The sequence below is a fragment of the Rhizobium sp. ZK1 genome, assembly GCF_047782645.1.
Classification (GTDB): domain Bacteria; phylum Pseudomonadota; class Alphaproteobacteria; order Rhizobiales; family Rhizobiaceae; genus Rhizobium.
On record NZ_CP180587.1, the window covers coordinates 1,650,678 to 1,672,444 of the forward strand.

Here is a 21,767-nt window from a genome sequence, read left to right on the forward strand (position 1 = left end):
CATTTCGAAGGAATGTTCATGCGTAAGGCAGGCAGTATTATCATATGGGCTGGGGTGTCGCTCTGTGTGATCGCCCTAATCACGCTGCCGGTCAATCTGCAGACCCAGCTTATCGCCAGCATCACCGTCGTCGCTATCATGGCGCTCATCAAGGTGCTGAAGGGCGAGGGCACTTGGCGTCTGGTAGCGCTCGCCTTCGGTACGTCCATCGTGTTGCGCTATGTCTATTGGCGCACGACCAATACATTGCCACCGGTCAACCAGCTCGCAAACTTCATCCCCGGTCTGCTGCTCTATCTTGCTGAAATGTACAGCGTGATGATGCTGGCGTTGTCGCTCTTCATCGTGGCCACGCCATTGCCGCCACGCCCGTCACGCGCCGCCAAGCTCGAGCGCTTTCCACACGTGGATGTCTTCGTGCCCTCCTACAACGAAGATGCGAATCTGCTCGCCAATACGCTCGCCGCCGCCAAGGCGATGGACTACCCCGCCGACAAGCTGCATGTCTGGCTGCTGGATGACGGGGGTACCCTGCAGAAGCGAAATTCCGGCAAGCTGATCGAGGCGCAGGCTGCCGCTGCCCGCAATGCCGAACTCAAGCAGCTCTGTATCGATCTCGATGTCAACTACCTGACACGCGACCGCAACGAACATGCAAAGGCCGGCAATCTCAACAACGGCATGCAGCATTCGAGCGGAGAGTTGATCGCCGTTTTCGACGCCGATCATGCGCCTGCGCGCGACTTCCTCCTCGAAACCGTCGGCTATTTCGACGATGATCCAAAACTCTTCCTAGTTCAGACGCCGCATTTCTTCATCAATCCGGATCCGCTGGAGCGCAATCTGCGCACCTTCGAAAAGATGCCGAGCGAGAACGAGATGTTCTACGGCATCATCCAGCGCGGTCTCGACAAGTGGAACGCCGCCTTCTTCTGCGGGTCGGCCGCAGTCTTGCGCCGCCGCGCCTTGCAATCCACCAATGGCTTCAGCGGGGTCAGCATTACCGAGGATTGCGAGACCGCTCTTGCACTTCACGGCGCCGGCTGGAATAGCATCTATCTCGACAAGCCGCTGATCGCAGGCCTGCAGCCGGCGACTTTCGCAAGCTTTATCGGCCAGCGCAGCCGATGGGCGCAGGGCATGATGCAGATCCTGCGGTTCCGTTTCCCGCTGCTCAAGCGCGGCCTCTCCCTACCACAGCGCCTTTGCTATATGTCTTCGTCGCTGTTCTGGCTGTTCCCGTTCCCGCGAACGATCTTCCTCTTCGCGCCGCTCTTCTATCTCTTCTTCGATCTGGAAATCTTTACCGCCTCCGGCGGCGAATTCCTCGCCTATACGCTCGCCTATATGATCGTGAATCTGATGATGCAGAACTATCTCTACGGATCGTTCCGCTGGCCCTGGATTTCCGAACTCTACGAATATGTGCAGACGGTGCATCTCTTGCCGGCAGTCGTCTCGGTCATGCTCAATCCACGCAAACCGACCTTCAAGGTCACAGCCAAGGACGAATCCATCGCAGTCAGCCGCTTGTCGGAAATCAGCCGGCCTTTCTTCGTCATTTTTGCAGTGCAGATCGTCGCCGTCGCGATCACCATTTTCAAGATCTATGCCGAACCTTACAAGGCAGACGTTACCCTCGTCGTTGGCGGCTGGAATATCATCAATCTCATCCTTGCCGGCTGCGCGCTCGGTGTAGTTTCGGAACGTGGGGAAAGGGCATCCTCGCGCCGCGTGCGCGTCAATCGTCGCTGCGAATTCGGCGTCGGCGAAGAGTGGTATACGGCCTCGATCGAGGATGTTTCCGTCCACGGCGCGCGCCTGCACATCTTCAGCAAGCATTTCGATCAGGTGCAGATCGGTGCACATGGCGAGATCCGCTTCCGCCCCTATAGCGGCGCCGATCTCGAAACGCTTCCGCTCGTTGTCCGAAACATCGAACCGTCGGGCGATATAACCAATGTCGGCTGTCAATATCAGCCGAAGAGCGCGCTGGATCACCGCCTGATCGCCGACCTGATCTTTGCCAATTCCGATCAATGGATGCAATTTCAGATCTCGCGCCGCCGCAATCCCGGTCTCATCAGGGGCACTATCTGGTTTCTTGGTCTCTCGCTGTACCAGACGAGCCGCGGCCTGGTTTATTTCTTCCGGGGCATGCGCCAGGAGCGGGAAGAAAATCGGCAGCAGCAGGCGACAAAGGTGAACGCCGGATGAGAGAGCTCTTTGCCGCTTCGCTTTTCCTGCTCGGCACGTCGGTCCTCGCTTGTGCGCAGACAAGCCCGTTCGACATGTCCGGTGAGCGGCCGGCAGGTGCGCGGCCGGTTGCTCCGCGCCCAATGCTGCCCGCCCAGCCTTCGCCGGTCCCTGTTCCCGCTCTGCCGCAGACGGTTGCCCCGCAACCGCCTACGCCCCCTCCCGCCAATCCTGTCGCGGCCGCCCCACAAACTGGGGATTCCAGACGTTATATCGTGCCTTTCTCTGAGCTCGGCCTGGTTGGGGAATACGACCGCAAGTCATGGTCAATCTATCTGACGACGGAGCAGGCGTCGGCGAAAGCGCGCCTCACCTTCACCTATCAGAACGCCATTGTCGTCGCGCCTGAGGCGTCAAAGCTGACCGTGTTCATTAACAACCGACTAATCGGGCAGCGGCAGGTTGGCTCGCCCGACAGCCCGTCGGCGGTCAGCTTCGAGGTTCCTCAAGGCCTGCTGCAGCCTGGTGCAAACCTCGTCACTTTCGAGGCAAATCAGCGCCACCGCACGGATTGCAGCATCGACTCTACTTATGAGCTCTGGTCGAACATCGATCCGGCCGGCACCTATCTGAGTTTTACCGGCAGCGATGCAAGCCGGTTTTCCGGAACAGATGCGATCCGCGCCGTCGGCGTCGATGGTACCGGAAGGACGGCGTTCAATCTTGTCGTCCCTGCGATGGAGCAGCCCGGCACCACCAAGCCACTCCTGCGCCTGGCGCAAGGCCTGTCGCTCCTGAGCGGGATGCCCAACCAGACTTTTGCCTTCAGCGCCGACACGCTGCCGGCAGGTGGTCCTGGCAAAATGGCGGTGCTTATCGGTACTGCGGCTGAATTGCGACCGATCTTCCCTGGCCTTCCTCCAGCCGCCGAAAGCGCACCACTCGCCGCCTTCGCCACGGAGCCACGCAGCGGCTCACCCGTTCTGTTGATCAGCGGTCCGTCCTGGCAGGCGGTCTCGACGGCGATCGAGACCATCGTCTCTCCGACCGACCGCGCCCCTGAAACACGCCGCGATGTGCTGACCACGCAGCGCTGGACCGCACCCGACGCGCCCCTTCTTTTTGCCGATACGCGCATCCCGCTTTCGCAGCTCGGTATACGCACCGTCGATTTTTCCGGCCGCCGCTTCCGCACCAGCTTCAATATCGCCGTCCCGGCAGATTTTTATGCCAATTCCTATGGCGAGGCGAAAATCCTGCTCGATGCCGCCTATTCCAGCCAAGTGCTTCCGGGCAGCCATGTCGACATCTACGTGAACGGCAATATCGCTTCAACCGTACCAATCGCGACGACCAACGGCGGTATTTTCCGTCAGCTTCCGATCCGCGTAACTATGCGGCACTTCAAACCTGGCCTGAATTCCATCGCGATCGAAGCCGTCTTGATGACTGCGGACGATGTCGCTTGCGCCCCCGGGGCAACGGCGTCGCAGACGCCACGTTTTGCACTGTTCGACACCTCCGAGTTTCACATGCCGGATTTCGCCCGCGTCGGTCAGCGACCGAACCTCGCAGCGATGGCCGGCACTTCCTACCCATATGGGCGCAGCCCCCAACCGACGCCACTGCTTATCGACCGAACCGATGCCGACACTCTTTCGGCGACGGCAACACTGCTTGGTCAACTCGCCATCGCGGCCGGCCATCCGATCGCAATCGAAACCGTCGCTTCGCCAGGCGTCATCGGTGACCGCAACGCCATTTTCATCGGCTCGATTTCGCAGATGCCGGCAACAGTGCTTGCTCAGGTCAATGTCGCAACGGCCAGCCAGGCCTCCTGGCGGCCGGTGACGGATTCGCAGCCGACGGAAATCGATAACGGGAAGGCGCTGGAGGAATGGCGTTCGCGTATCACCGGCAGCGCGATACGGGGGCGCATAGAAGCGCTCCGCGAATGGTTGCGCCGCAACTTCGACATCACTGCCGGCTCACTGCAGTTCGTACCAAATGCCGAAGAGGTGTTTACGCCGTCGAATGCGGCGACCTTGATGATCGCTCAGGGCAAGAGCCCCGAAGGCGGTGGCGCCTGGACCGTCGTGACATCGCCGTCGGCCGGGGACCTGCGCGAAGGGCTGAATGCGCTCACCGCTCAGAGGAATTGGCCGCAAATATCGGGCCATATCACCACTTATTCCAGCCGCACCGGAAAGATCGAAAGCGTGCCGGTCACGCGTTTCGATTTCGTGCCCACGGAGGGGCTGTCGATAGCGAACTATCGGCTGATCGCGGCGAACTGGCTTTCGACCAATATTCTTTCCTATTCTTTCCTTTTGGTTGTCCTGTCGCTGCTGATTGGTCTCGCCACTTCCAGAATGCTCTCAAGGCTAGGCAGGTCGAAATGAAGGGCTGGGCAACCATATTGCTGGCAGGCACGATGATGCTGGCGTTCGCAGGCAAGCCTGCCTTTGCCCAGCGGCCGCGGATCAGTGGCGAGGCATGGGCAGCCTATAAAGCGAAATTCCTCGATCCGAGCGGTCGCATCGTCGACAACGGCAACGGTAATATCAGCCATAGCGAAGGCCAGGGCTATGGCCTGCTGCTTGCCTACCTCGCCGCAAGCCCGGCTGATTTCGAGCAGATCTGGTATTTTACCCGCACAGAACTGCTTCTGCGCAATGACGGCCTTGCCGTCTGGAAATGGGATCCGTCCGTCACCCCCCATGTGACTGACAGCAATAATGCTTCCGATGGCGACATACTCATTGCCTATGCGCTTGCGCTGGCGGGTTCCGCCTGGAACCGCGCCGACTATATCACCGCGGCCACGCGAATGGCGCAGTCTACGCTGTCGGAGACCGTCGTCGATTTCGCCGGCCGCACGTTGCTGATGCCCGGTGCGGAAGGCTTTTCCGGGGCGGATCGCGATGATGGTCCCGTCGTCAACCCATCCTATTGGGTCTATGAAGCGTTTCCCGTCATGGCGGCACTTGCCCCTTCCGATCGGTGGCAGAAACTTGCCGATGACGGTCTCTCGCTGCTCAAGGCCATGCAGTTCGGCCCGCGCAAGCTGCCCGCCGAATGGGTGAGCTTGAAGCGTCGGCCGCAGCCGGCTGAAGGTTTTGACGAGGAGTTCGGTTACAACGCGATCCGCATCCCGCTCTATCTGGCCCGAGGCGGCGTGTCCGATAGGGCACTGCTGACGCGCCTGAAAGAAGGTATGACTGCAAACGGCGTACTAGCTACCATTGATCTCTCCACGGGGCGGTCGAAGACGGAGCTTTCCGACCCCGGTTATGAAATTGTTAACCACGTTGTGGCCTGTGTATTGGACGGAACGAAGCTTCCGGCCGAAGCGCTGCAATTTGCGCCTGCCTATTATTATCCATCAACGCTTCAGCTTCTGGGGCTGGCCTATGTCGGGGAGAAGCATCCAGAGTGTCTGTGAAATCTTCTCTCGTGGCGGTCACGGCAGCGGTTTTCGTGGCGACTCTCATCACTGGGCTGAAGGACCGCGAAGCCTTGCAGGAACGTCTCGGCTTTGGTGGTAGGACACCCGAACTGATGACGATCGGCCGCGTCAAGGGGCCGGATAGCGACAGTCAGCCTGTTGATGTGCAGACCGTGTCGGATCGAATCCAGGCGGCGACACAGGTTAATTTCTCCGAGCAGATCCAGAGCGTTGCCCAGACGACTCAGGCTCCGGCAAATCCACCCGCAATAGGCCGGGCGCCGAACGCGCCCGTCCAAACGGCGCCGCCTCCGGTTCCGGTCGTCCCGCCGGCTGCGACATCGGCGGGGGCGGGCGGCGCTACGACACCTGACTACCCACCACCGGCTGGCGCGGCGGAGCAGCAGCCGGTCGTTGATGAAAGTGCCCTCCGTTATTTTGCAGCCCGAGGCGACAAGGTTCGCTTGCAGGCGGAAATCTCCCGCCTCCAGGCACTCTATCCGAATTGGGTGCCGCCTGCCGATCCGCTCGCCATCCCGCAGAATGGTGACCGACAGCTCGAAAACATGTGGCGGCTTTATTCGGAGGCGCGGTACGCCGAGCTGCGCAAGGCGATCGCCGATCGTCAGACTGCCGAAAGCGGCTGGCAGCCGCCGGCGGACCTGCTCGATCGCCTCGATGTCGCCGAATCCCGCGCCCGGCTGATCAACGCCTCCGATCTCAAGCAATATGCGACGGTCGTCAGTATCGCGGCCGAAACGCCGAGCCTGCTGACCTGTGCCGAGATAGATGTGCTCTGGCGTGTCGCCGAAGCGTTTATTGGAACGAACAGGCAGCAGCGCGGGCAGGATGCCTATACCTACATCCTGAAGAATTGCACCGAGCCGGCCGAACGTTTGGCGACGATCCAGAAGGCGGCTGCTCTTCTTCCATATGGTCCGATGCAGGCGCTGCTTTCCCTCGAAAAGCCTGCGAACGCCAATGGTGCCAGGGAGTTCGACAGCCTGCGCGACGATCTTGCCCGCCGCTTTGTTGCCGATGGCAATGACGACGCCGAGCTTGACGTCGCTCCCAGCTACATCTCCCGCGTCGAAAAGCTTGCCGAAGAGCGGCAGCTGCCCTCCGACGCGCTGCTGCTCGGCTGGTATCAGCTTCGCCGCAACAACGAGGCGGATGCCGAAAAGTGGTTTCGTATCGCCCACGAGAAGCAAGATTCGGCGGCCGCCTCGCAAGGCCTGGCACTGGCTCTCATTGCCCGCAAATCGCCGCGGGAAGCAGAAGATGTCATGTATAAATGGCGCGACGATTCCAAGGATGCAACCGCCACTTACCTTGCAGCGTCCGCCAATCTGATGGCCTTGCAGCCGCCGGCCGACCTGAGCGAGGACGTGCTCGGCCGCATCGCTGCTGCGGTCATCGAGCAGAAATACGTTCCGACGGCCCAGCAGTTCGGATGGTATGCCCGTTCTTTGAATCAGTTCCAGACGGCTGCCCGCTGGTTCGAAACGGCACTGCGCTGGAAGCCGGATGACGAACCCTCAGCCTACGGCCTTGCCGTTACCCGCAAGCAGTTGAACGACCGTACCGGCGTTGCTGAGATCCAGCGTCTCTGGGCTGGTCGTTCCCCTCGCATTGCCACTTTGAACGACGCCTATGCCGATTCCCGAACCAGCGCTCCATTGTCGGCTCCAGGCCCGGTAGCCGAGCAACCGGTGGCAGCTCAGCCTGCTGCACCCAAGGCCCAGACAGCACCGACCGAAGGAAGTGCGGCGCTTCGGCCTCCAACGAATTTTCAATCTCAGCCCTCGCAAGCGCGGCCCCAGGCCGTTACACCGAAAAGGTCTGAGCCGGTCATGCAGACGGTTACGGTCGAGCGCAGTCCGCGCCAGATTCGCGGCTGCTCTACGACCATAGATCCCGCCGGCCTCCACCCCGGCGAAGCGCTGGCGCGCGGCTGGTGTCTGATGGACATCAACAGGCCGATGGAAGCGGTGAAGGCCTTCGAGGCTGCGCTGGCAAGCCCCGTACGCAAGGAGCGTGAGGATGCCGCTTACGGTCAGAGCCTCGCTTATCTACGAGCCGGCCTGTCCAACAATGCTGCGGTCGCCGCCACCAGAGCGCCTCAGAGCCGCGACCGCGCCTCAGAGCTGCAGGTGGCAATCCTTGCCGACCGCGCGCTTGCCGCCTTCGAAGGCCACCGCTATCGCGAAGCGCTCATTTATCTCGACCAGCGCGCCCAGTTGCAGCAGGAGCGCGTCGATCTCATGGTGTTGCGTGGCTACAGCTACATGAATCTGAAGATGTATGGCGATGCTACGCGCGTCTTCGAGGCCGCGGCGGCCACCGGCAATCGTGATGCCGCACGAGGTCTTGCGGATGTGAGGAGCATCACTCATCCCGAGGTTAACGACTAAAGTCCACTTTCTCTTGCCATCCACCTGGGGCCGTCCTGGAGTAGATCCTAGGTGTGCAGTCCCTGAGTGTGAGGGTGCATCATTGATGCTACAGCCGTGGAACCGTGCGCCAGGCTGTCCGCGGTCACAGATCCGATGTGTCCCGTGTCAGACAAAGTTCCCTTGAGGCTCATCTTCCCTTGTTGGATCAACTCTGGACGTCCGGGCAGCGCAACGGCGCTGAACTTTGGCGGCAGCTAAAATGCAGAGGCTTTCGTGGTTGTTCTCGTGTGGTCGGAGAGTGGGCGGCAAGGCGACGGCGGTCCGAGCGGATCTGCGATCAGCAACTTCAAAAAGTGCCATCCGCCAGAACGATTGCCCGATTGATGACAACTGCTCGCGATCAATTGAGCAAAGCGGATACAATTACCATCGCGGCCATATAAGCCGGTGTTCCCGCCTTGGTCCAAGTCCGCAGCCTAGCAGCCTAGTTTATCGGTTCCAAACAATGATCCGAAGGAAGGCCAAGACAGAACTCGATCCTTGGATCGCTGATGCAAGCGACAGTCTCTTCGCCTTTGCCAACGGGATCCTGAAAGACAAGGCAGCAGTTTCTGCAGCAATCACCGAGCCTTGGTCAAACGGCCCAAATATGCGTCAGACCCAACCTTCGGTGCTGATTCACACCTGCTAACGCGGCCGGCAACAGCGCAGACATTGCGGTCAGATTTCGTAAGGCATCCGTATGTCGGGCATTTCGCGAGGGAAATCCTTCGTGTTTCGGGTGATCAGCAACATCGAGTGAACATTGGCCGTTGCCCAGATGATGGCATCTGGAAGCTTGATACGATGAAGCTGTCGCAGAGATACTGCTCGTTCGGCTATGGCGTCATCGACAGCGATTACTGCAAAGCCAGCCAGGAAAGCGCGCGTTCCGATTGCCACCTCAGGCTTGGCGCCGACGAGTACCTCCATCCAGGTGATAATGCTAATCGCCTTTTCGCGATATCTTGTCAGTTCGTCTCGCGCTTGCGGAACTGCGTTGAGATAGTCGATCAAAACATTGGTGTCGAACAGAGACTTTACCATTCGCTGCGCATGTTTTCCTGATATGTCAAACCATCGATCTTTCGATCGCCCCAGAGTCCGAACGCTTCTGCTTCACTATCGGCATTGTTCCTAGCCAGAAAGTCATTGATCGCCTTTCGGATCAGCGCTGCCCTCGACATTTTTTCCCTCTGCGCCAGCCGGTCGAGCGCTTTGACTTCTTGGTCGCCGATATCAACCAATGTTCTCATAAGAAAGTTCCGATATATGATATCGGCAATATATATCATTGCTGATCTGAATCTTCAATGGCGCACTAGCCGTTAGCACATTACCAGGCCGCTGGGCTGCTGTTGACCCTCGCTGAGGCAACTAACTCGTCGCCCATCTCTAGGTCCTCCCAGCGCAGATTGCCGGTTGAATTTCAACCTGCGAAATCGTAGCAGCTGAAGAGAGGAACCGGCGGACACGTAGTTCTCTGACCTGGCCAAACATTCATCAGGCAGCACCACGGGGCTATCCTGTCTCTAGGCATACCGGAGTCGGCTGCCGAATATGATTTTTCGTCTCAGGAAAGAGGCTTGGCAGATTTCTCCGGCCATCCACCACGCTACAATCACGACCGTTTCAATCGGTCCTTCGTCAGCGTCCGGAATGGTCTCATAGAGCATGACGAACGGCGCCTCGACGAGCATCCGGACGCTCGGGCGAATTTCGGGACGCCGGACACCCAGGCGTAGTTGGTCAATCAGCAGCGTCGCCTTGGGAGAGAAAAGCGTATCGGAGCTTTCAGCATCGTGGCCGAGCCGAGTGTACGGCAAAGCGGGCATTTGCGTCACACGATGGCGCAGGACTAGGGGCCGTCCCGTTGAATCTAACGACAGTCAAGGAATCCACGTCCGCCAAGAGCGATCTTGCCGTGGCCAGCGGCATGGTCATATAAGGGGCGATGACGTCTGATTCAAAGATTTTCGTCGGCCTGCGACCGACGCGAAACAAGCCGGCCGAACATCGCGACACAAGCGGCCCGAGATGCCAATGGGATGGATGCGACAAACAAGGCGTCCATCGCGCCCCAGTGGGAGCGGATGCCGAGGGGCTATACCTGCTGTTTTGCCGTAGCCACGCAAAAGAATATAGCGAAGGCTACAATTATGTGACGAAACTGTCGAGCCCTGTCACGGCCCGCTATCAGAGGGAAGCGGCAAGTGGCAGCCGCCCCAGCTGGGGCGTTAGAGTCAATCACGCTTCTGAAACTCCCCTCCCTTCGTCAATTCGCTCCGGGACCGCGAAGACGATCAACGCGCGAAAAAACGCCGCACAAAACCAAGCAGCCAAGGCGGCCTTTCAATCCCGCAAACTTAAAGTGCTGGAAGCAAAAGCATTCGAAACGCTCGGCCTATCGCCGAACGCTACGCCGGATGAAATCAGAAGCCGTTACAAGCAGAGACTCAAGATGCACCATCCCGATGCCAACGACGGAGACCGCACGGCCGAGGAGGCTCTTCGTGCGACGATCGACGCCCATAAAATCTTAAAGCTTAACGGCTTCTGTTAGGTGAGATACGCTTGGATGCCTTGATGGGAGTCGAACCTGCGGCCTCAATCAGGCGAAGAAGGCCTGGCGATCGGCGGGGCCGGAGTGTTCGTCGGGTTGGTCTGCAATCTCCTCAACAATCTTCCGGCCGTTGTCGGCAGAAACATCGAAGCGGCAGCGGCAAAGTCGATAATGACCTCGGCCGTGTCGCCGACAAGGGCGAGGTCATAGTGAAAGTTGCGGACCGGAAAGCGTGAATAGAGCGGGTCTTGCCCGATATGAACGACCTTGCAGGCCGGCTCAAGCGAATGCATATCCGGCGACCATCGGATGGTCGGCTGGCGCCGCCAGCTGGATCGCCCAGTATTGGCAGATGGCGATCCCCTCGTCGTCTGACAGGCGCGATAGCATCCTGAAGCCTTCCGCGGAGCCGGCACCACGCTGCGTGATGATCAGCGGGTGACCCTGCTCGGCGTCACAACGCTTGGCAAGATCGATCGGGATCACGTTACGACGGACATTTAACCCGCACCAAAGCGATTATCAGGTCGACCATCTCTGGTTCTCGGTGAAACAAAGGGAGGGCCGCAAGAGCGAGAAACCTGCTTTAGTATTGGGCAATTGTCGCTGGCTCAAGCGTGAGGAAAGCAGTGGCATAAACGGCACCACCCTGCCATGACCGCCCCTCTCAGGGAATTTGCAGAACCTTCAGCACGCTACGCACCTATCCGCGACGGCCCGGCATTCGCTGGAGCGGCGGCGATCTAGGACTTGAGCCTTTCGGGACGCCGCAGTAGACATGCCAGGATACCCACAACGCGGGTCCGGGAACGTACGAGGCTCCGGCTACAGATGAGAACTCTCCCCAGCTGCCCTAACTAGATCTTAAGATCGCCGATCATCCGCACCCGAACCCGGAGCGGGTTGCCCGGAATATAGGAAAGCGGTGTGTCCTCCACATCGAGCGTCTCGAGCGAGGCCTCGTCGGCGCCGGCGCTGACGGCGCGATGGCGGGCTAGCTCCGAGGCGCGGCTGATGGCCTGTGCGCGGTCGACGTCATGGAATACCCGGTCGATCTCACCGCTGACCTGTGCCATGGCGGCGCCAATCGCATTGGCGACACCGGCATTTTCGACCTTGATGACACACGAGACACCCGGCAGATGATTGGGCACCAAGGCCGCTCCACCACCGACGGCAACAACGGGGATGTCGGCGGCACTGGTCTTCATCCTGTCGACCAGATCGGCAAGCTGCGTCTCTATCCATCCCTCGACATGTTGCGACAGGGAAGGAGCGAGACCGGCGACACGATCCGGATCACCAAACTCCATGAGCCCACGATGGACCGCGATATCCGTCAGAGTCAGCGTTTCGCCGCCTGCGACCCTTGCCATCTGCGAAATGCGATAGCCGACACTCGCCGGACCTATTGCTTTGCGTGCTTCATCGACGATGGTGCCGCCGCCAAGCGCGATGGCAACGACATCGGGCATGCGGAAGAACGTCGATACACCGCCCACATCGACCTTGGAGTTGGCTTCGCGCGGGAAGCCGCCGACCAGGCAGCCGGCATCAGTCGTCGTGCCGCCGACATCGAGGACGATCGCCTCGTCGAGACCCGAAAGCATCCGGGCGCCGCGCATGCTGTTGGTCGGCCCAGACGCAAAGCAGAGAACGGGGAACTGCGCGGCGTGGGCCGCCTGCATGACGGTGCCATCGTTCTGCGTCAGGTAAAGAGGCGCATCGACGCCGCTTTCTACGATCGCAGTCTCGAAGGCGTTCACGGTGTAGCGGGCCATATCATGCAGCGCGCTGTTGAGGATAGTCGCGTTCTCGCGCTCGATCAGGCCGATGCGGCCGAGTTGGCTGGAGAGGGTGACTGAGACATCCGGCGCGACCTCGGCCAGGATGGAGGCCGCCTCGTCCTCGCATTCCGATGTCAGCGGCGAGAACACGCCGGTTATCGCCGCCGCGGTGACGCCGGCGTCGCGAATTTCCTTAGCGATCTCCACCATGCGGGCACGGCCGAAGGGGACAATCGGCCGTCCGTCGAATTCGTTGCCGCCCTCGATAAGGAAGACCGGGCCCTCGACGCAGGCGCGCAGATCGGCCGGCCAAGCCTGCATCGGCATGATGCTGTGGGCAGCCGGAAGCCCGATGCGGATCACCGCAACCTTGGAAAGGCCGCGCCTCTCAACAACCGCATTGGTGAAATGCGTGGTGCCGATCATGATCGCCCGGACGCCTTCAGCATAGGCTGGGTTGCCGCCATCGAGGATGTGCGCCATGGCATTTTGGATGCCTGTCGTCACATCGGTTGTGGTGGCCGTCTTGACGGACCGGAGGATCTCACTGCCACTGAGCAGCACGGCATCCGTGTTGGTGCCGCCGACGTCGATGCCGATGCGCTTCATGCCGGAACCTCCGCAAAGGACTGGTAATCGAAATCAAACCCGAAGGCCCGCGGCCCCACCTTGGCGAGACCCTGCAGGCTCGTCATGATCGGATCGGCCGGCAGCGCGACGATGGCAACGCGCTGACCATAGCGGAGCACTTCGGTACCGATCGCCTCGGCGGTTTCCTCATCTAGCACAGTGATCAGGTCGGGCACGCAGGCCACCCGCTCACCGTCCAGCCAGGCGACCGAAAACTCGTTCTGGAAATCGATCTCCAGCGTCCGGCCCTCGAACGCACCCTTGCCAAGCACGGTGGCGCGGCCGCGCACGAAGCCGTCGGTCGTGCGGCGTGCCACATCCTGTATCTTGCCGGCGAACAGCAGTGCGCCCTTCTCCACGGCGAGAACGGCGGTGACGGGGTTGCTGCCGCTCTTGCGCGCTTCGAGCACCGCATTGCCGATCGTAAGGGCCCGTCCGACAGAATTGAGGATGGCGTGATCCTTGATCTCCCGTCCCGAGCGCGGTGCGGCGCATGTGCCAGCGATCGAGCCAAGCTCAATGACAGCCTTGCGGCCGATACGCTCTACGCGTTCGGCGCTTTCGGCGACGGGGATCAGTACGGCGTTGTTCCTGATATCCGCGATGGCGAAGGGTGCGACGGACAGTCCACGGATCGCGAAGCTTGCCATTTGCGCTTCCGGGAAGGCACGGCCCATCGTGTCGGCATCAACGACGGGGAGGCCGAGCTCCATGCCGACAAGCATGGCGAAGAAGGCATTTTCACCGCCGATCTCGATCGACATGATGGCGTCGAAAGGCTTGCCGGTGTGCTCTTCCATTAGCTTCACGGCGCGCAGGATGGCGATCGGCTCTGGCAGCCGCTCCTTAGTGACCAGCGGAGCACCCATGATGCAGACCACGGCAACGCGTGCATCGTCGGCGAGCTCCCAGGGGTCGATGAGGCGGATCCGCTTGCCGCGGCGATAAACCTCCTCGGCGCACATGAGTTCCAGATGCGGATGGTTGCCTCCGCCGGTGCCGAGAACGCCCGCTCCGATTGCAAGCGCCTCTAGTTCCTCGAATTTGAGTTCACGCATTTTCTTGATCCAGTGAAATTTCTGCTCAGCGATCGACCAGCCAGGACAGCGTCTTGTTCCAGCTGAAGGTGACCGTCTCGCCGCGAGTGAGAGAAGGCTTCAGCGCCGACTCGTGCGCAACCAGTGTCTTTCCATCCGCCAGCCGGCCGACGATCTGCTGGACAGGCCCGGAGAAAAGCACTTCCGTCACCACGGCCTGGACGCCGAGGTCATTCTCGCCAACGGCCGAGGTGGAAAGGATTTCAGGGCGGACGACGATGGATACGGCTGAACCGACCGGCCGGGCGCCGATGATGTCGGCAGGCATTTCGGCCAGCGGCTTGCCGTTGATGAGCAGGCTTCCCGCAGGCCCGACCTCGGCATCGATCAGATTGGCGCCGCCGACGAAATCGGCGACGAAACGCGTGACGGGCCGGCGGTAGAGCGCTTCCGGCGCGTCGAACTGCTCGATGCAGCCTGCGTTCATGACGGCGATGCGGTCGGAGAGCGTCAGCGCTTCCTCCTGATCGTGGGTGACGGCGATGAAGGTCAGGCCAAGTTCGCGGTGGATCTTCTTCAGCTCCGCCTGCATCTGTTTGCGCAGCTTCATGTCCAGCGCGCCGAGCGGTTCGTCCAGCAAAAGGACGGCGGGCCGCACCACCAGGGCACGCCCCAGCGCCACGCGCTGCGCCTGCCCGCCCGAGATCTCGCTGACCCGGCGCTTACCGAAATCCTTGAGGTTGATCAGCTCCAGCATCTCCTCGACGCGGCGGGCGATCTCCGATTTGTCGACCTTGCGCATCCGCAGGCCGAAGGCGATGTTCTCGGCGACCGTGCGGTGCGGGAACAGCGCGTAATCCTGAAACACCATGGCCGTGTCGCGCTTGTAGGGCGGCAGACCGACGACGGACTTCCCGCCGACGCGGATATCGCCGCTCGTGGGTTCGGCGAAGCCGCTGATCATCCGCAGCAGGGTGGACTTGCCGCAGCCGCTCGGCCCGAGGATAGTGACGAACTCGCCGGCGGAAACCGTCATCGACACATCCTGGATGGCAACTGCATCGCCGTAGAGCTTGGTGATGCCGTCGATCTCGACACCATGGAGGGATGTAGCTGTCATGCGGGCTGTACTTTATTTATGCGACGGGTCTGGCGGATGGCCCACAATTGCGAGACCACGCTCAGGACCAGCGTCGCGACTACGATCATCGAAGAAAGCGCATAGATTTTCGGCGAGATGACCTGGCGAAGTGAGGTCCAGATCGTGATGGGGAAAGTCTGGGTGAAGCCGGCGACGAACCACGCGATAACGAACTCGCCGAAGGCATCGGTGAAGGCCAACATTACGACCGAGATCAGCGCCGGTCGCATCAGCGGCAGAACCACCTCGCGGAAGGCAACCCACTCGTTGGCGCCGAGGTTCATTGCCGCTTCTATATAGCTGCGGCGGAAGCTCAACAGCCGCGAATATAGGATGAGCGTCGCATAGCTCGAGGTGATCGTCGTGTGCGCCAACACGATCGCAGGCTGACCGATCAGATCAGGTGCTGCGCGCATCAGGATGACGAGACCCAGGCCGAGCACCAGCTGTGGCAGGACGACGGGGCCGAGCACCAGGCACATGACCAGCGACTTGAAGCGAACCGGCATCCAGGCGAGCACCATCGCCGACGGCATGGCAAGCAGCGTCGACAGGATCGCCGAGATGGCCGCCAGCTTCATGCTCGTCATCAACGAGCCGACCATCCGATCATCGCTCAGAGCTGCCGAAAACCAGTCCGTTGTCAGCACCCCGAGCGGTAGCCCGGGGATCGGCTTCGCGTCGAAGGCAAACAGCACGATGACGACGATCGGCAGATAAAGGAATGCGTAAATGACGGCGGCGTATAGGCCAAGCAGATTGCGAGAACTGAATAGTTTTCTGGCTGAGAAGCAAGCGGTCATAGCTTTTCTCCGCTGGCCTGGCGGAACCACTTCATCGATCCCGCCAGCAGGACAAGCACGATCGCGAGCAGCACGATGGCGATGGCCGCGCCGGCCGGCCAATCAAGGCGACGCTGGAACTGGTCCTGGATAATCTGCGACATCATCATGTCCTTACCGCCGCCAAGCAGCGCGGGCGTGACGAATTCGCCGAGACCGAAGACGAAGCAGAAGACGGCGCCGACAATCAGGCCCGGCAGGGACAGCGGCAGCGTCACCTCGAAAAAGGCGCGGAGCGGCGTGGCGTTTAGGTCCTTGGCCGCCGCAATCCAGTTGTCCTCGATGGCACTGATCGAGGCATAGAGCGGTAGGACGTAAAGCGGCAGATAGGCATAGACCAGGCCGATGGCGGTCGCGACGGGCGAATAGAGCAGCGCGGTGAGAGGGTGATCGACGATACCGAGCGACAACAGCGCCTGGTTGATCACTCCATGCTCGCCAAGAAGCAGCCGCCAGGCGGCGACGCGCATGACGATGCTGACCCAGAAGGGCGCGATCACAGCCACCAGCAGCAGGTTCTTCATCGCCCCCGCTTTTTTCGCGATGAAATAGGCGATCGGATAGGCAAGCACGGCGCAGGCGATGGTCACGAACGCGGCCGTTTCCAGCGACAGTGACAGCGCACGCCATGTCGCGCCGTTGCTGAAGACGGAGCGATAATTGTCGAAGGTGAAATCCGGCACCATGCGGCGGTTCGTCGTGCGCCAGAAGCTGATGACCAGCAGCAGCAGGACGGGAACGACGAAGAAGATGAGCTGCCACAGGAGAAGTGGCGCAAGCCCGACTGCAGCCAGCAGCTTGCGGCGGCGGACGTTGTTCGCCGCCGCTGCGCAAGCATGATGGTGGCTGGGCGAAACATCAGCCATTACGCGAAACCATATTCGTTGCGCGGCAGCGCCGGCTTTGGATAGGCGAGCTTAGAGTGACTGAGGCCGGTGGCGACCATGGCGCGAGCGAAATGCAGCGCCACCTTGCCGGGGTCGATGACCGGGACATAGGCACCGAAATGCGTCTGCAATGATTCTTCGATCATCAGCGCCATATCGAAGCCGGTGCCGGTGCAGCCCATGACGAAAGCCTCGGAACCATGCCGTTGGACACTGTCGATGCACTGCGCGATGATATGCGGCACATGCTCCTGGTTCAGGTCCAGCACGCTGGCATCGGCCGAAATGACCGAAGCCAGGTTTTCCGAGAGCCCGTAGTGATGGACGGTGCGCCGGATAAGGGAGAAGAACGGCTTCTCGGTGATGACGACGCTGAAGCGCGTCGACAGCATCGCCGCCATGTGCAGCGCCGCTTCGCCTTCCCCGACGATGGGCATCGAGACCAGCTCCCTGGAACCTACCAGGCCGGGGTCGGTGAAGCAGGCAATGGTGCAGGCATCGACGCCGTCTTTTTCCGCCTCGCGTGCCAGCCGCATCACCTCGGGTGCGGCAAGCGTGGAATCATAGCCGCATTCGATCGAATTGGTACCGCGCCTCAGCGGCACCGCTGAAATCATCACGCCATCGCCCGCAAACGAACGGTATTCCTTTTCGGCCTTGCCGACGAGTGCGTCGCTGTCGAGAACGGGCACGATAACGCGAATATGCATTTCAGAAGTCTCCGCAAGCCGGATCAGGCGGTCTTGAACGTTTGCCAGGCGTCGGCCCAGCCAGTGTCATCGACTGGTGCCTTGGCCATTGTGCACTGCGAGACCCATTCTTCCATCTTGTCGAGGCCGAGCGCCTTGACCTGATCGGCGGTCAGGAGATCCTTGACCTTGGCATTGGTGACGGCGAACTTGTCGGCGCCCCATGCCATTTGCTTCATCGCCTTGGCACTGGTCATGTAGTTGACGTAGGCGAGCGCGGAGGCCAGATGCTCCGTGCCGCGGACGACTTGCAGCGATTCCATCCACATGGCGCCGCCCTGCTTCGGAATCACGAGATCAACGCTGGCGCCAGCGAGACGCGCGGTCGTGCGGACGTTATCGCTTGAGGAGCCCCAGACCATCCATGCCTCGCGGTTGGTGAGATCGGTCTTGACCGTACCCATATCCGCCTGCAGGGCGCGCATGTTCGGGCGGAAGGCGGTCATCTTGGCGAGAACCTTCTGCAGATCGTCGCCCGTTGCCGTTTCCGGCGCCTTCAGGCCGGTCCAGAGGCCGACCATCCAGAGGTAGAGCTCCGGCCAGTCGATGATCTCGACGCGACCCTTCAGCGACGGATCCCAGGCAAGCTCGGCATCGGCTGCGGACTGTGCAGAAATCTTGTCGGGCCAGAAGACGAAGCCGTTGACACCGAAGCGTGTGGGGATCGCATAAACCTCATTGTTAAACATGGTCTCTGGCCGGTTGCGGAACATCGGGATCGTCTCGTCGAGCGATGACAGCTTTGACGTATCGACAGGAATCGTAAGGCCCGCTTCGGCGAACTTGGAGGTCCACACGGCATCAGGGTTGATCACGTCGAACTTGACCGTGCCGGCCTGCACGAGGTTGAGCTGGGCGCCGTTGCTTTCGGCTTCCTTGACATTCAACTCGACGCCGGTGAGGTCGGTGAAACCCTTCATCAGCTCCGGATCGTCATAGCCCGCCCAGGCGAGAACGTTCAGTGGGCCCGTCAGCTTCTGGTCATTGGCAAAAGCGGGCTTGGTGAAGTCGACCTGAGATGCGATGGCGGCAAACATCGCGGCATTGGCGCTATGACGCAGCAGATCGCGGCGGGAAAGCTGAAACGGCATGCCTAGCTTTTTCTTATCGATCGACATTCTCTTGTTCCCTTATATCGGCCGCCAGCAGGGCTACCGCCGTTGATTAGAATTTATGCACAGACATTAAACAAGGCGCTGGTTACCCCCAATAGTGACTGCAGTCACGGGGCAAGCTATGCTAATCGATGCCATGATAAACGGGCATGAAACTTGCGTCTGGCAATGCGTGTTGTGAGACAGGGTGTTCTATGATCGAAAGCCAGGTGATGACTGCCGGTAACGCTCTGCCCGTCGGCTTTTCGGCGACCATGTCCAAAGTCATCTCCAAGATCGGACGACCGGATTTCTATGAAAACGTGGTTGAGCTGCTGCGCCAGATGATCCCCTGCGACTTTTGGATCGTGGCGCGATACGAAGACCGATCGAGGCCGCTCATCGTGTTGGAGAACGGCATGGGATCCAGTGCCAAGGCGGCCTATACCGATACCCTCTGGCAGCTCGATCCACTGCCGCGCCGCTGGACGGAGCGGGCGCTGAAGGCCGTGAGCCTCAACGATCTGCGCGACAATGGCGATTTCGACCAGACTTACCGGCGCTATCTCGACAAGACGCTGCGGATCGCCGATGAGTTGGCCCTGCTCTTTCCCATCAACGACTGCAGTTTCCTGGCGCTCTGCCTCGACCGTCAGAGCTGCATTTTTTCGCGAGAGGAAATCGCCCTTGCCCACGAGCTGCAGCAGATGCTGATCGAGATGCATCATCTGCACATGTTGCGTGCAATCGACCGCCATCTGGCGCTGCTGCTCCATCGGACCGATCTCGGCAAATCCGAAATCATGATCCTGAGCGACAATAACACCGTGCTCTACAAATCCGAGACCTGGTCGCATGCCGCAATCCAAGCATTCGAACGCGAGCCGGAGCCGAGCGAGATCGGCAACAGCCGAGTGACCGAGACGATGGGACGGGACGGCTGGTCGCTGCTGCGCCTTTCGCGCGCTTCCCATGATGCCATATTAGCTGGCGCCGACATCTATGTGCTGCGCCGCACCACCGGCGATCTATCGGAGCGGGTGGAGCAGTTCGGCCGGCTGCACAGCCTGACAGGTCGCCAGAAGCAGATCGTGCTTTTCTGCTTACAGGGCTATCACAACGCGTCGATCGCCGAGCGCCTCGACATCACGGTCGGCAGCGTCAAGAACCACAAGCTGAGGCTTTACGAGAAACTCGACGTTACCAGCGAAAGAGAACTCGTCTCGGCCATTCTCGCGCATTTCTGAGCGCATGATGACCGCAGCCATCATTGTGCTGCGCCCGCGGTGTGCCGATCAGCGCTTGACCGGCTGGCGGAACTCGAACCGCAGCTCAACGCCTTCATCGATCCTATGCGCGAGAACGTTTTGGAGCAGGCGCGCGTGGCAACGGCGGAACTGAAGGCCGGCTCCGTCAAAGGGCCGCTGCATGGCATTCCCGTCGCCATCAAGGACATCATTGACGTGGCCGGCGTTGCCACGAGCTACGCGACCAAGGCGTTGGGCCTCGCATCGCCGAAGGAGATGCTACCTGCGTGACGCTACTGCGCGAGGCGGGTGCGATCATTTTCGGCAACCCCAACAATCCCTCCGACACGGTGCGCACCGCCGGAGGCTCCGTCAGGGCGCCCGCCTCCTATTGCGGCATCGTCGTGTGTCGATGCCCCCGCTTTGGCAAGAAGATTTTGGCGGCTGTCCGCGAACGAGGAATTCTATCGGTCGTGTGTCAAGCCTCTCGATGTTGCCTGATTAGCCACGGGCCGGGATGCAGTTCGAAGAACAGGGGCCACATCGGTTCAGAGAGCTTTTTGCTCGAGCGCCGGGACTGGTTTACCCCATTCTGAACATTGAAGTCCTTTCCGCATCGTTCCGTCAGTCGATCTTCCTAACGGAGCTTTTGGCCCCAGGCATCACCGCATTGCCTCTCGAGAAAGGCAGCAGATCACGCCATTCTGTAATTCTGCTCCCTGGTCATCATTACCCAAATGATGCGCGCCATCTTATTGGCGAGCGCGACAGCAGCCACCATTCGAGACTTTCGGCCCAGAATGCCTCCCAACCAGTTGTCCGGTAACACGCCCTTGCGCACGATCCAGCGGATCAGGCTCATGGCTCCGACGACGAGTAGCTTTCGGATATCGGTCTGTCCCATCTTGCTGACACCACCCAGTCGGGTCTTGCCTCCCGTGGAGTGCTGCCTGGGCACAAGGCCAAGCCAGGCAGCAAAATTCCGGCCGCTCTTAAATGCGCGAAGATCTGGAGCAAATGCGAGGATCGCGCCGGCGGTCACGGGTCCGACGCCGGGAACGGTGCAAAGTCGATGCATATCTTCATTTGCCTTGGTTGCGTCTCGAAGCTTCAGCATCAGCCCGTCGATCTTCTCGGTTAGCAGCCTGATCTGGTCGAGGTAAAGCTGACCAATCTCTCTCACTCCAGCAGGGAGGTCATTGGTCTCATCGGCCAGAATGCCCACTACAGCCGTGAGATTGGCTGGTCCTTGAACAACGATAATCCCGAATTCGCCGAGGTGCCCACGTAGCGCATTGATGAGCTGGGTGCGCTGGCGCACGAAGCACCGCTGCGTTCGAAACGCCACCGCACGCGCATGATGCTCGGCGCTCTTGACCTCGACATAATGCATGTTCGGTCGCTGTGCAGCCTTCGCGATCGCTGCTGCATCGGCTGCGTCGTTCTTCTGTCGTTTGACAAACGGCTTCACGTAGATCGGCGGAATCAGCCTTACATTATGGCCACAGCGTTGAGCAAAGCGGCCCCAGAAATGACTGGTGGCACAGGCCTCCATCGCGACGATGCAAGGCAACTGGTCACTCAAAAGCTGCTGCAATCGAGCCGTGAAAGCACCCAGTTGAATAGAACCGCCCCGCCGCGATCCGTTCCACAGACTTGAAAGCTCCGCTTCGCGAGGTCGATTGCAAGGATTTGCACCTGTGTCATCTGC

Annotated in this window: 19 protein-coding genes and 1 pseudogene; 7 read left to right on the top strand and 13 right to left on the bottom strand. The window is 60.4% G+C overall.

The genetic code is table 11. The features are described 5' to 3' along the window. The first annotated feature begins 18 nt into the window (after positions 1-18). Genes bcsA through ACK9YZ_RS30235 form a run of 4 tightly spaced genes read left to right on the top strand, consistent with a single transcriptional unit; the run spans position 19 to position 8,058 of the window. Positions 19-2,217: a UDP-forming cellulose synthase catalytic subunit gene (gene bcsA, locus ACK9YZ_RS30220; RefSeq protein ID WP_416067205.1), complete on the top strand. Its 2,199-nt coding sequence runs from the start codon at positions 19-21 to the stop codon at positions 2,215-2,217. Further along, positions 2,214-4,598, top strand: coding sequence for a cellulose biosynthesis cyclic di-GMP-binding regulatory protein BcsB (locus ACK9YZ_RS30225; RefSeq protein WP_416067206.1), 2,385 nt, complete (start codon positions 2,214-2,216; stop codon positions 4,596-4,598). Before bcsA ends, ACK9YZ_RS30225 begins: the two co-directional genes overlap by 4 nt. Further along, positions 4,595-5,641 carry a glycosyl hydrolase family 8 gene (locus ACK9YZ_RS30230; RefSeq protein ID WP_416067207.1) on the top strand — a complete coding sequence of 349 codons (1,047 nt, stop codon included), beginning with the start codon at positions 4,595-4,597 and terminating at the stop codon, positions 5,639-5,641. Before ACK9YZ_RS30225 ends, ACK9YZ_RS30230 begins: the two co-directional genes overlap by 4 nt. Continuing rightward, a complete protein-coding gene (locus ACK9YZ_RS30235; protein ID WP_416068463.1) occupies positions 5,638-8,058 on the top strand; it encodes a cellulose synthase in 2,421 nt (806 codons plus the stop codon). The genes ACK9YZ_RS30230 and ACK9YZ_RS30235 overlap by 4 nt, the downstream gene beginning before the upstream one ends. Positions 8,059-8,760: 702 nt before the next feature. Here ACK9YZ_RS30235 and ACK9YZ_RS30240 read toward each other — a convergent pair. From ACK9YZ_RS30240 to ACK9YZ_RS30250, 3 genes are all read right to left on the bottom strand, one after another. Further along, positions 8,761-9,126 (bottom strand): type II toxin-antitoxin system VapC family toxin, encoded by a 366-nt coding sequence (locus ACK9YZ_RS30240; protein ID WP_216760050.1) that lies wholly within the window; start codon positions 9,124-9,126, stop codon positions 8,761-8,763. Then, positions 9,120-9,335, bottom strand: coding sequence for a CopG family transcriptional regulator (locus tag ACK9YZ_RS30245; protein WP_216760768.1), 216 nt, complete (start codon positions 9,333-9,335; stop codon positions 9,120-9,122). Before ACK9YZ_RS30245 ends, ACK9YZ_RS30240 begins: the two co-directional genes overlap by 7 nt. 276 nt (positions 9,336-9,611) lie before the next feature. Beyond that, positions 9,612-9,914: a hypothetical protein gene (locus ACK9YZ_RS30250; RefSeq protein WP_416067208.1), complete on the bottom strand. Its 303-nt coding sequence runs from the start codon at positions 9,912-9,914 to the stop codon at positions 9,612-9,614. Positions 9,915-10,033: 119 nt separating this feature from the next. Between ACK9YZ_RS30250 and ACK9YZ_RS30255 the strand changes: the two genes are divergently transcribed. Continuing rightward, positions 10,034-10,642: a J domain-containing protein gene (locus ACK9YZ_RS30255; RefSeq protein ID WP_216760048.1), complete on the top strand. Its 609-nt coding sequence runs from the start codon at positions 10,034-10,036 to the stop codon at positions 10,640-10,642. Between the two features lie 44 nt (positions 10,643-10,686). Here the strand turns inward: ACK9YZ_RS30255 and ACK9YZ_RS30260 are convergent, their stop codons facing one another. From ACK9YZ_RS30260 to ACK9YZ_RS30300, 9 genes are all read right to left on the bottom strand, one after another. After that, positions 10,687-10,935 (bottom strand): hypothetical protein, encoded by a 249-nt coding sequence (locus ACK9YZ_RS30260; protein ID WP_416067209.1) that lies wholly within the window; start codon positions 10,933-10,935, stop codon positions 10,687-10,689. Then, on the bottom strand, positions 10,922-11,128 hold the full coding sequence (locus ACK9YZ_RS30265) for a hypothetical protein (RefSeq protein WP_416067210.1): 207 nt from the start codon (positions 11,126-11,128) through the stop codon (positions 10,922-10,924). Before ACK9YZ_RS30265 ends, ACK9YZ_RS30260 begins: the two co-directional genes overlap by 14 nt. A 371-nt stretch (positions 11,129-11,499) precedes the next feature. Then, entirely contained in the window at positions 11,500-13,038 is a 1,539-nt protein-coding gene (locus ACK9YZ_RS30270; RefSeq protein WP_416067211.1) for a hydantoinase/oxoprolinase N-terminal domain-containing protein, read from the bottom strand. Beyond that, positions 13,035-14,117 carry a DUF917 domain-containing protein gene (locus ACK9YZ_RS30275; protein ID WP_416067212.1) on the bottom strand — a complete coding sequence of 361 codons (1,083 nt, stop codon included), beginning with the start codon at positions 14,115-14,117 and terminating at the stop codon, positions 13,035-13,037. Before ACK9YZ_RS30275 ends, ACK9YZ_RS30270 begins: the two co-directional genes overlap by 4 nt. Before the next feature lie 25 nt (positions 14,118-14,142). Further along, positions 14,143-15,216 (bottom strand): ABC transporter ATP-binding protein, encoded by a 1,074-nt coding sequence (locus ACK9YZ_RS30280; protein ID WP_416067213.1) that lies wholly within the window; start codon positions 15,214-15,216, stop codon positions 14,143-14,145. Continuing rightward, positions 15,213-16,040 carry an ABC transporter permease gene (locus ACK9YZ_RS30285; RefSeq protein WP_416067214.1) on the bottom strand — a complete coding sequence of 276 codons (828 nt, stop codon included), beginning with the start codon at positions 16,038-16,040 and terminating at the stop codon, positions 15,213-15,215. Before ACK9YZ_RS30285 ends, ACK9YZ_RS30280 begins: the two co-directional genes overlap by 4 nt. Then, positions 16,037-16,945 (bottom strand): ABC transporter permease, encoded by a 909-nt coding sequence (locus tag ACK9YZ_RS30290; RefSeq protein WP_416067215.1) that lies wholly within the window; start codon positions 16,943-16,945, stop codon positions 16,037-16,039. The genes ACK9YZ_RS30285 and ACK9YZ_RS30290 overlap by 4 nt, the downstream gene beginning before the upstream one ends. Further along, positions 16,945-17,676, bottom strand: a complete 732-nt coding sequence (locus tag ACK9YZ_RS30295; protein ID WP_416067216.1) for an aspartate/glutamate racemase family protein — start codon at positions 17,674-17,676, stop codon at positions 16,945-16,947. Before ACK9YZ_RS30295 ends, ACK9YZ_RS30290 begins: the two co-directional genes overlap by 1 nt. 23 nt (positions 17,677-17,699) lie before the next feature. After that, a complete protein-coding gene (locus ACK9YZ_RS30300; protein ID WP_416067217.1) occupies positions 17,700-18,833 on the bottom strand; it encodes an ABC transporter substrate-binding protein in 1,134 nt (377 codons plus the stop codon). Positions 18,834-19,024: 191 nt separating this feature from the next. Between ACK9YZ_RS30300 and ACK9YZ_RS30305 the strand changes: the two genes are divergently transcribed. After that, positions 19,025-20,056 carry a helix-turn-helix transcriptional regulator gene (locus ACK9YZ_RS30305; protein WP_416067218.1) on the top strand — a complete coding sequence of 344 codons (1,032 nt, stop codon included), beginning with the start codon at positions 19,025-19,027 and terminating at the stop codon, positions 20,054-20,056. A gap of 39 nt (positions 20,057-20,095) precedes the next feature. Further along, on the top strand, positions 20,096-20,347 hold the full coding sequence (locus ACK9YZ_RS30310; RefSeq protein WP_416067219.1) for an amidase family protein: 252 nt from the start codon (positions 20,096-20,098) through the stop codon (positions 20,345-20,347). A gap of 403 nt (positions 20,348-20,750) precedes the next feature. Here the strand turns inward: ACK9YZ_RS30310 and ACK9YZ_RS30315 are convergent. Next, positions 20,751-21,763 (bottom strand): annotated as a pseudogene (locus ACK9YZ_RS30315) (IS110 family transposase). Positions 21,764-21,767: the final 4 nt, after the last annotated feature.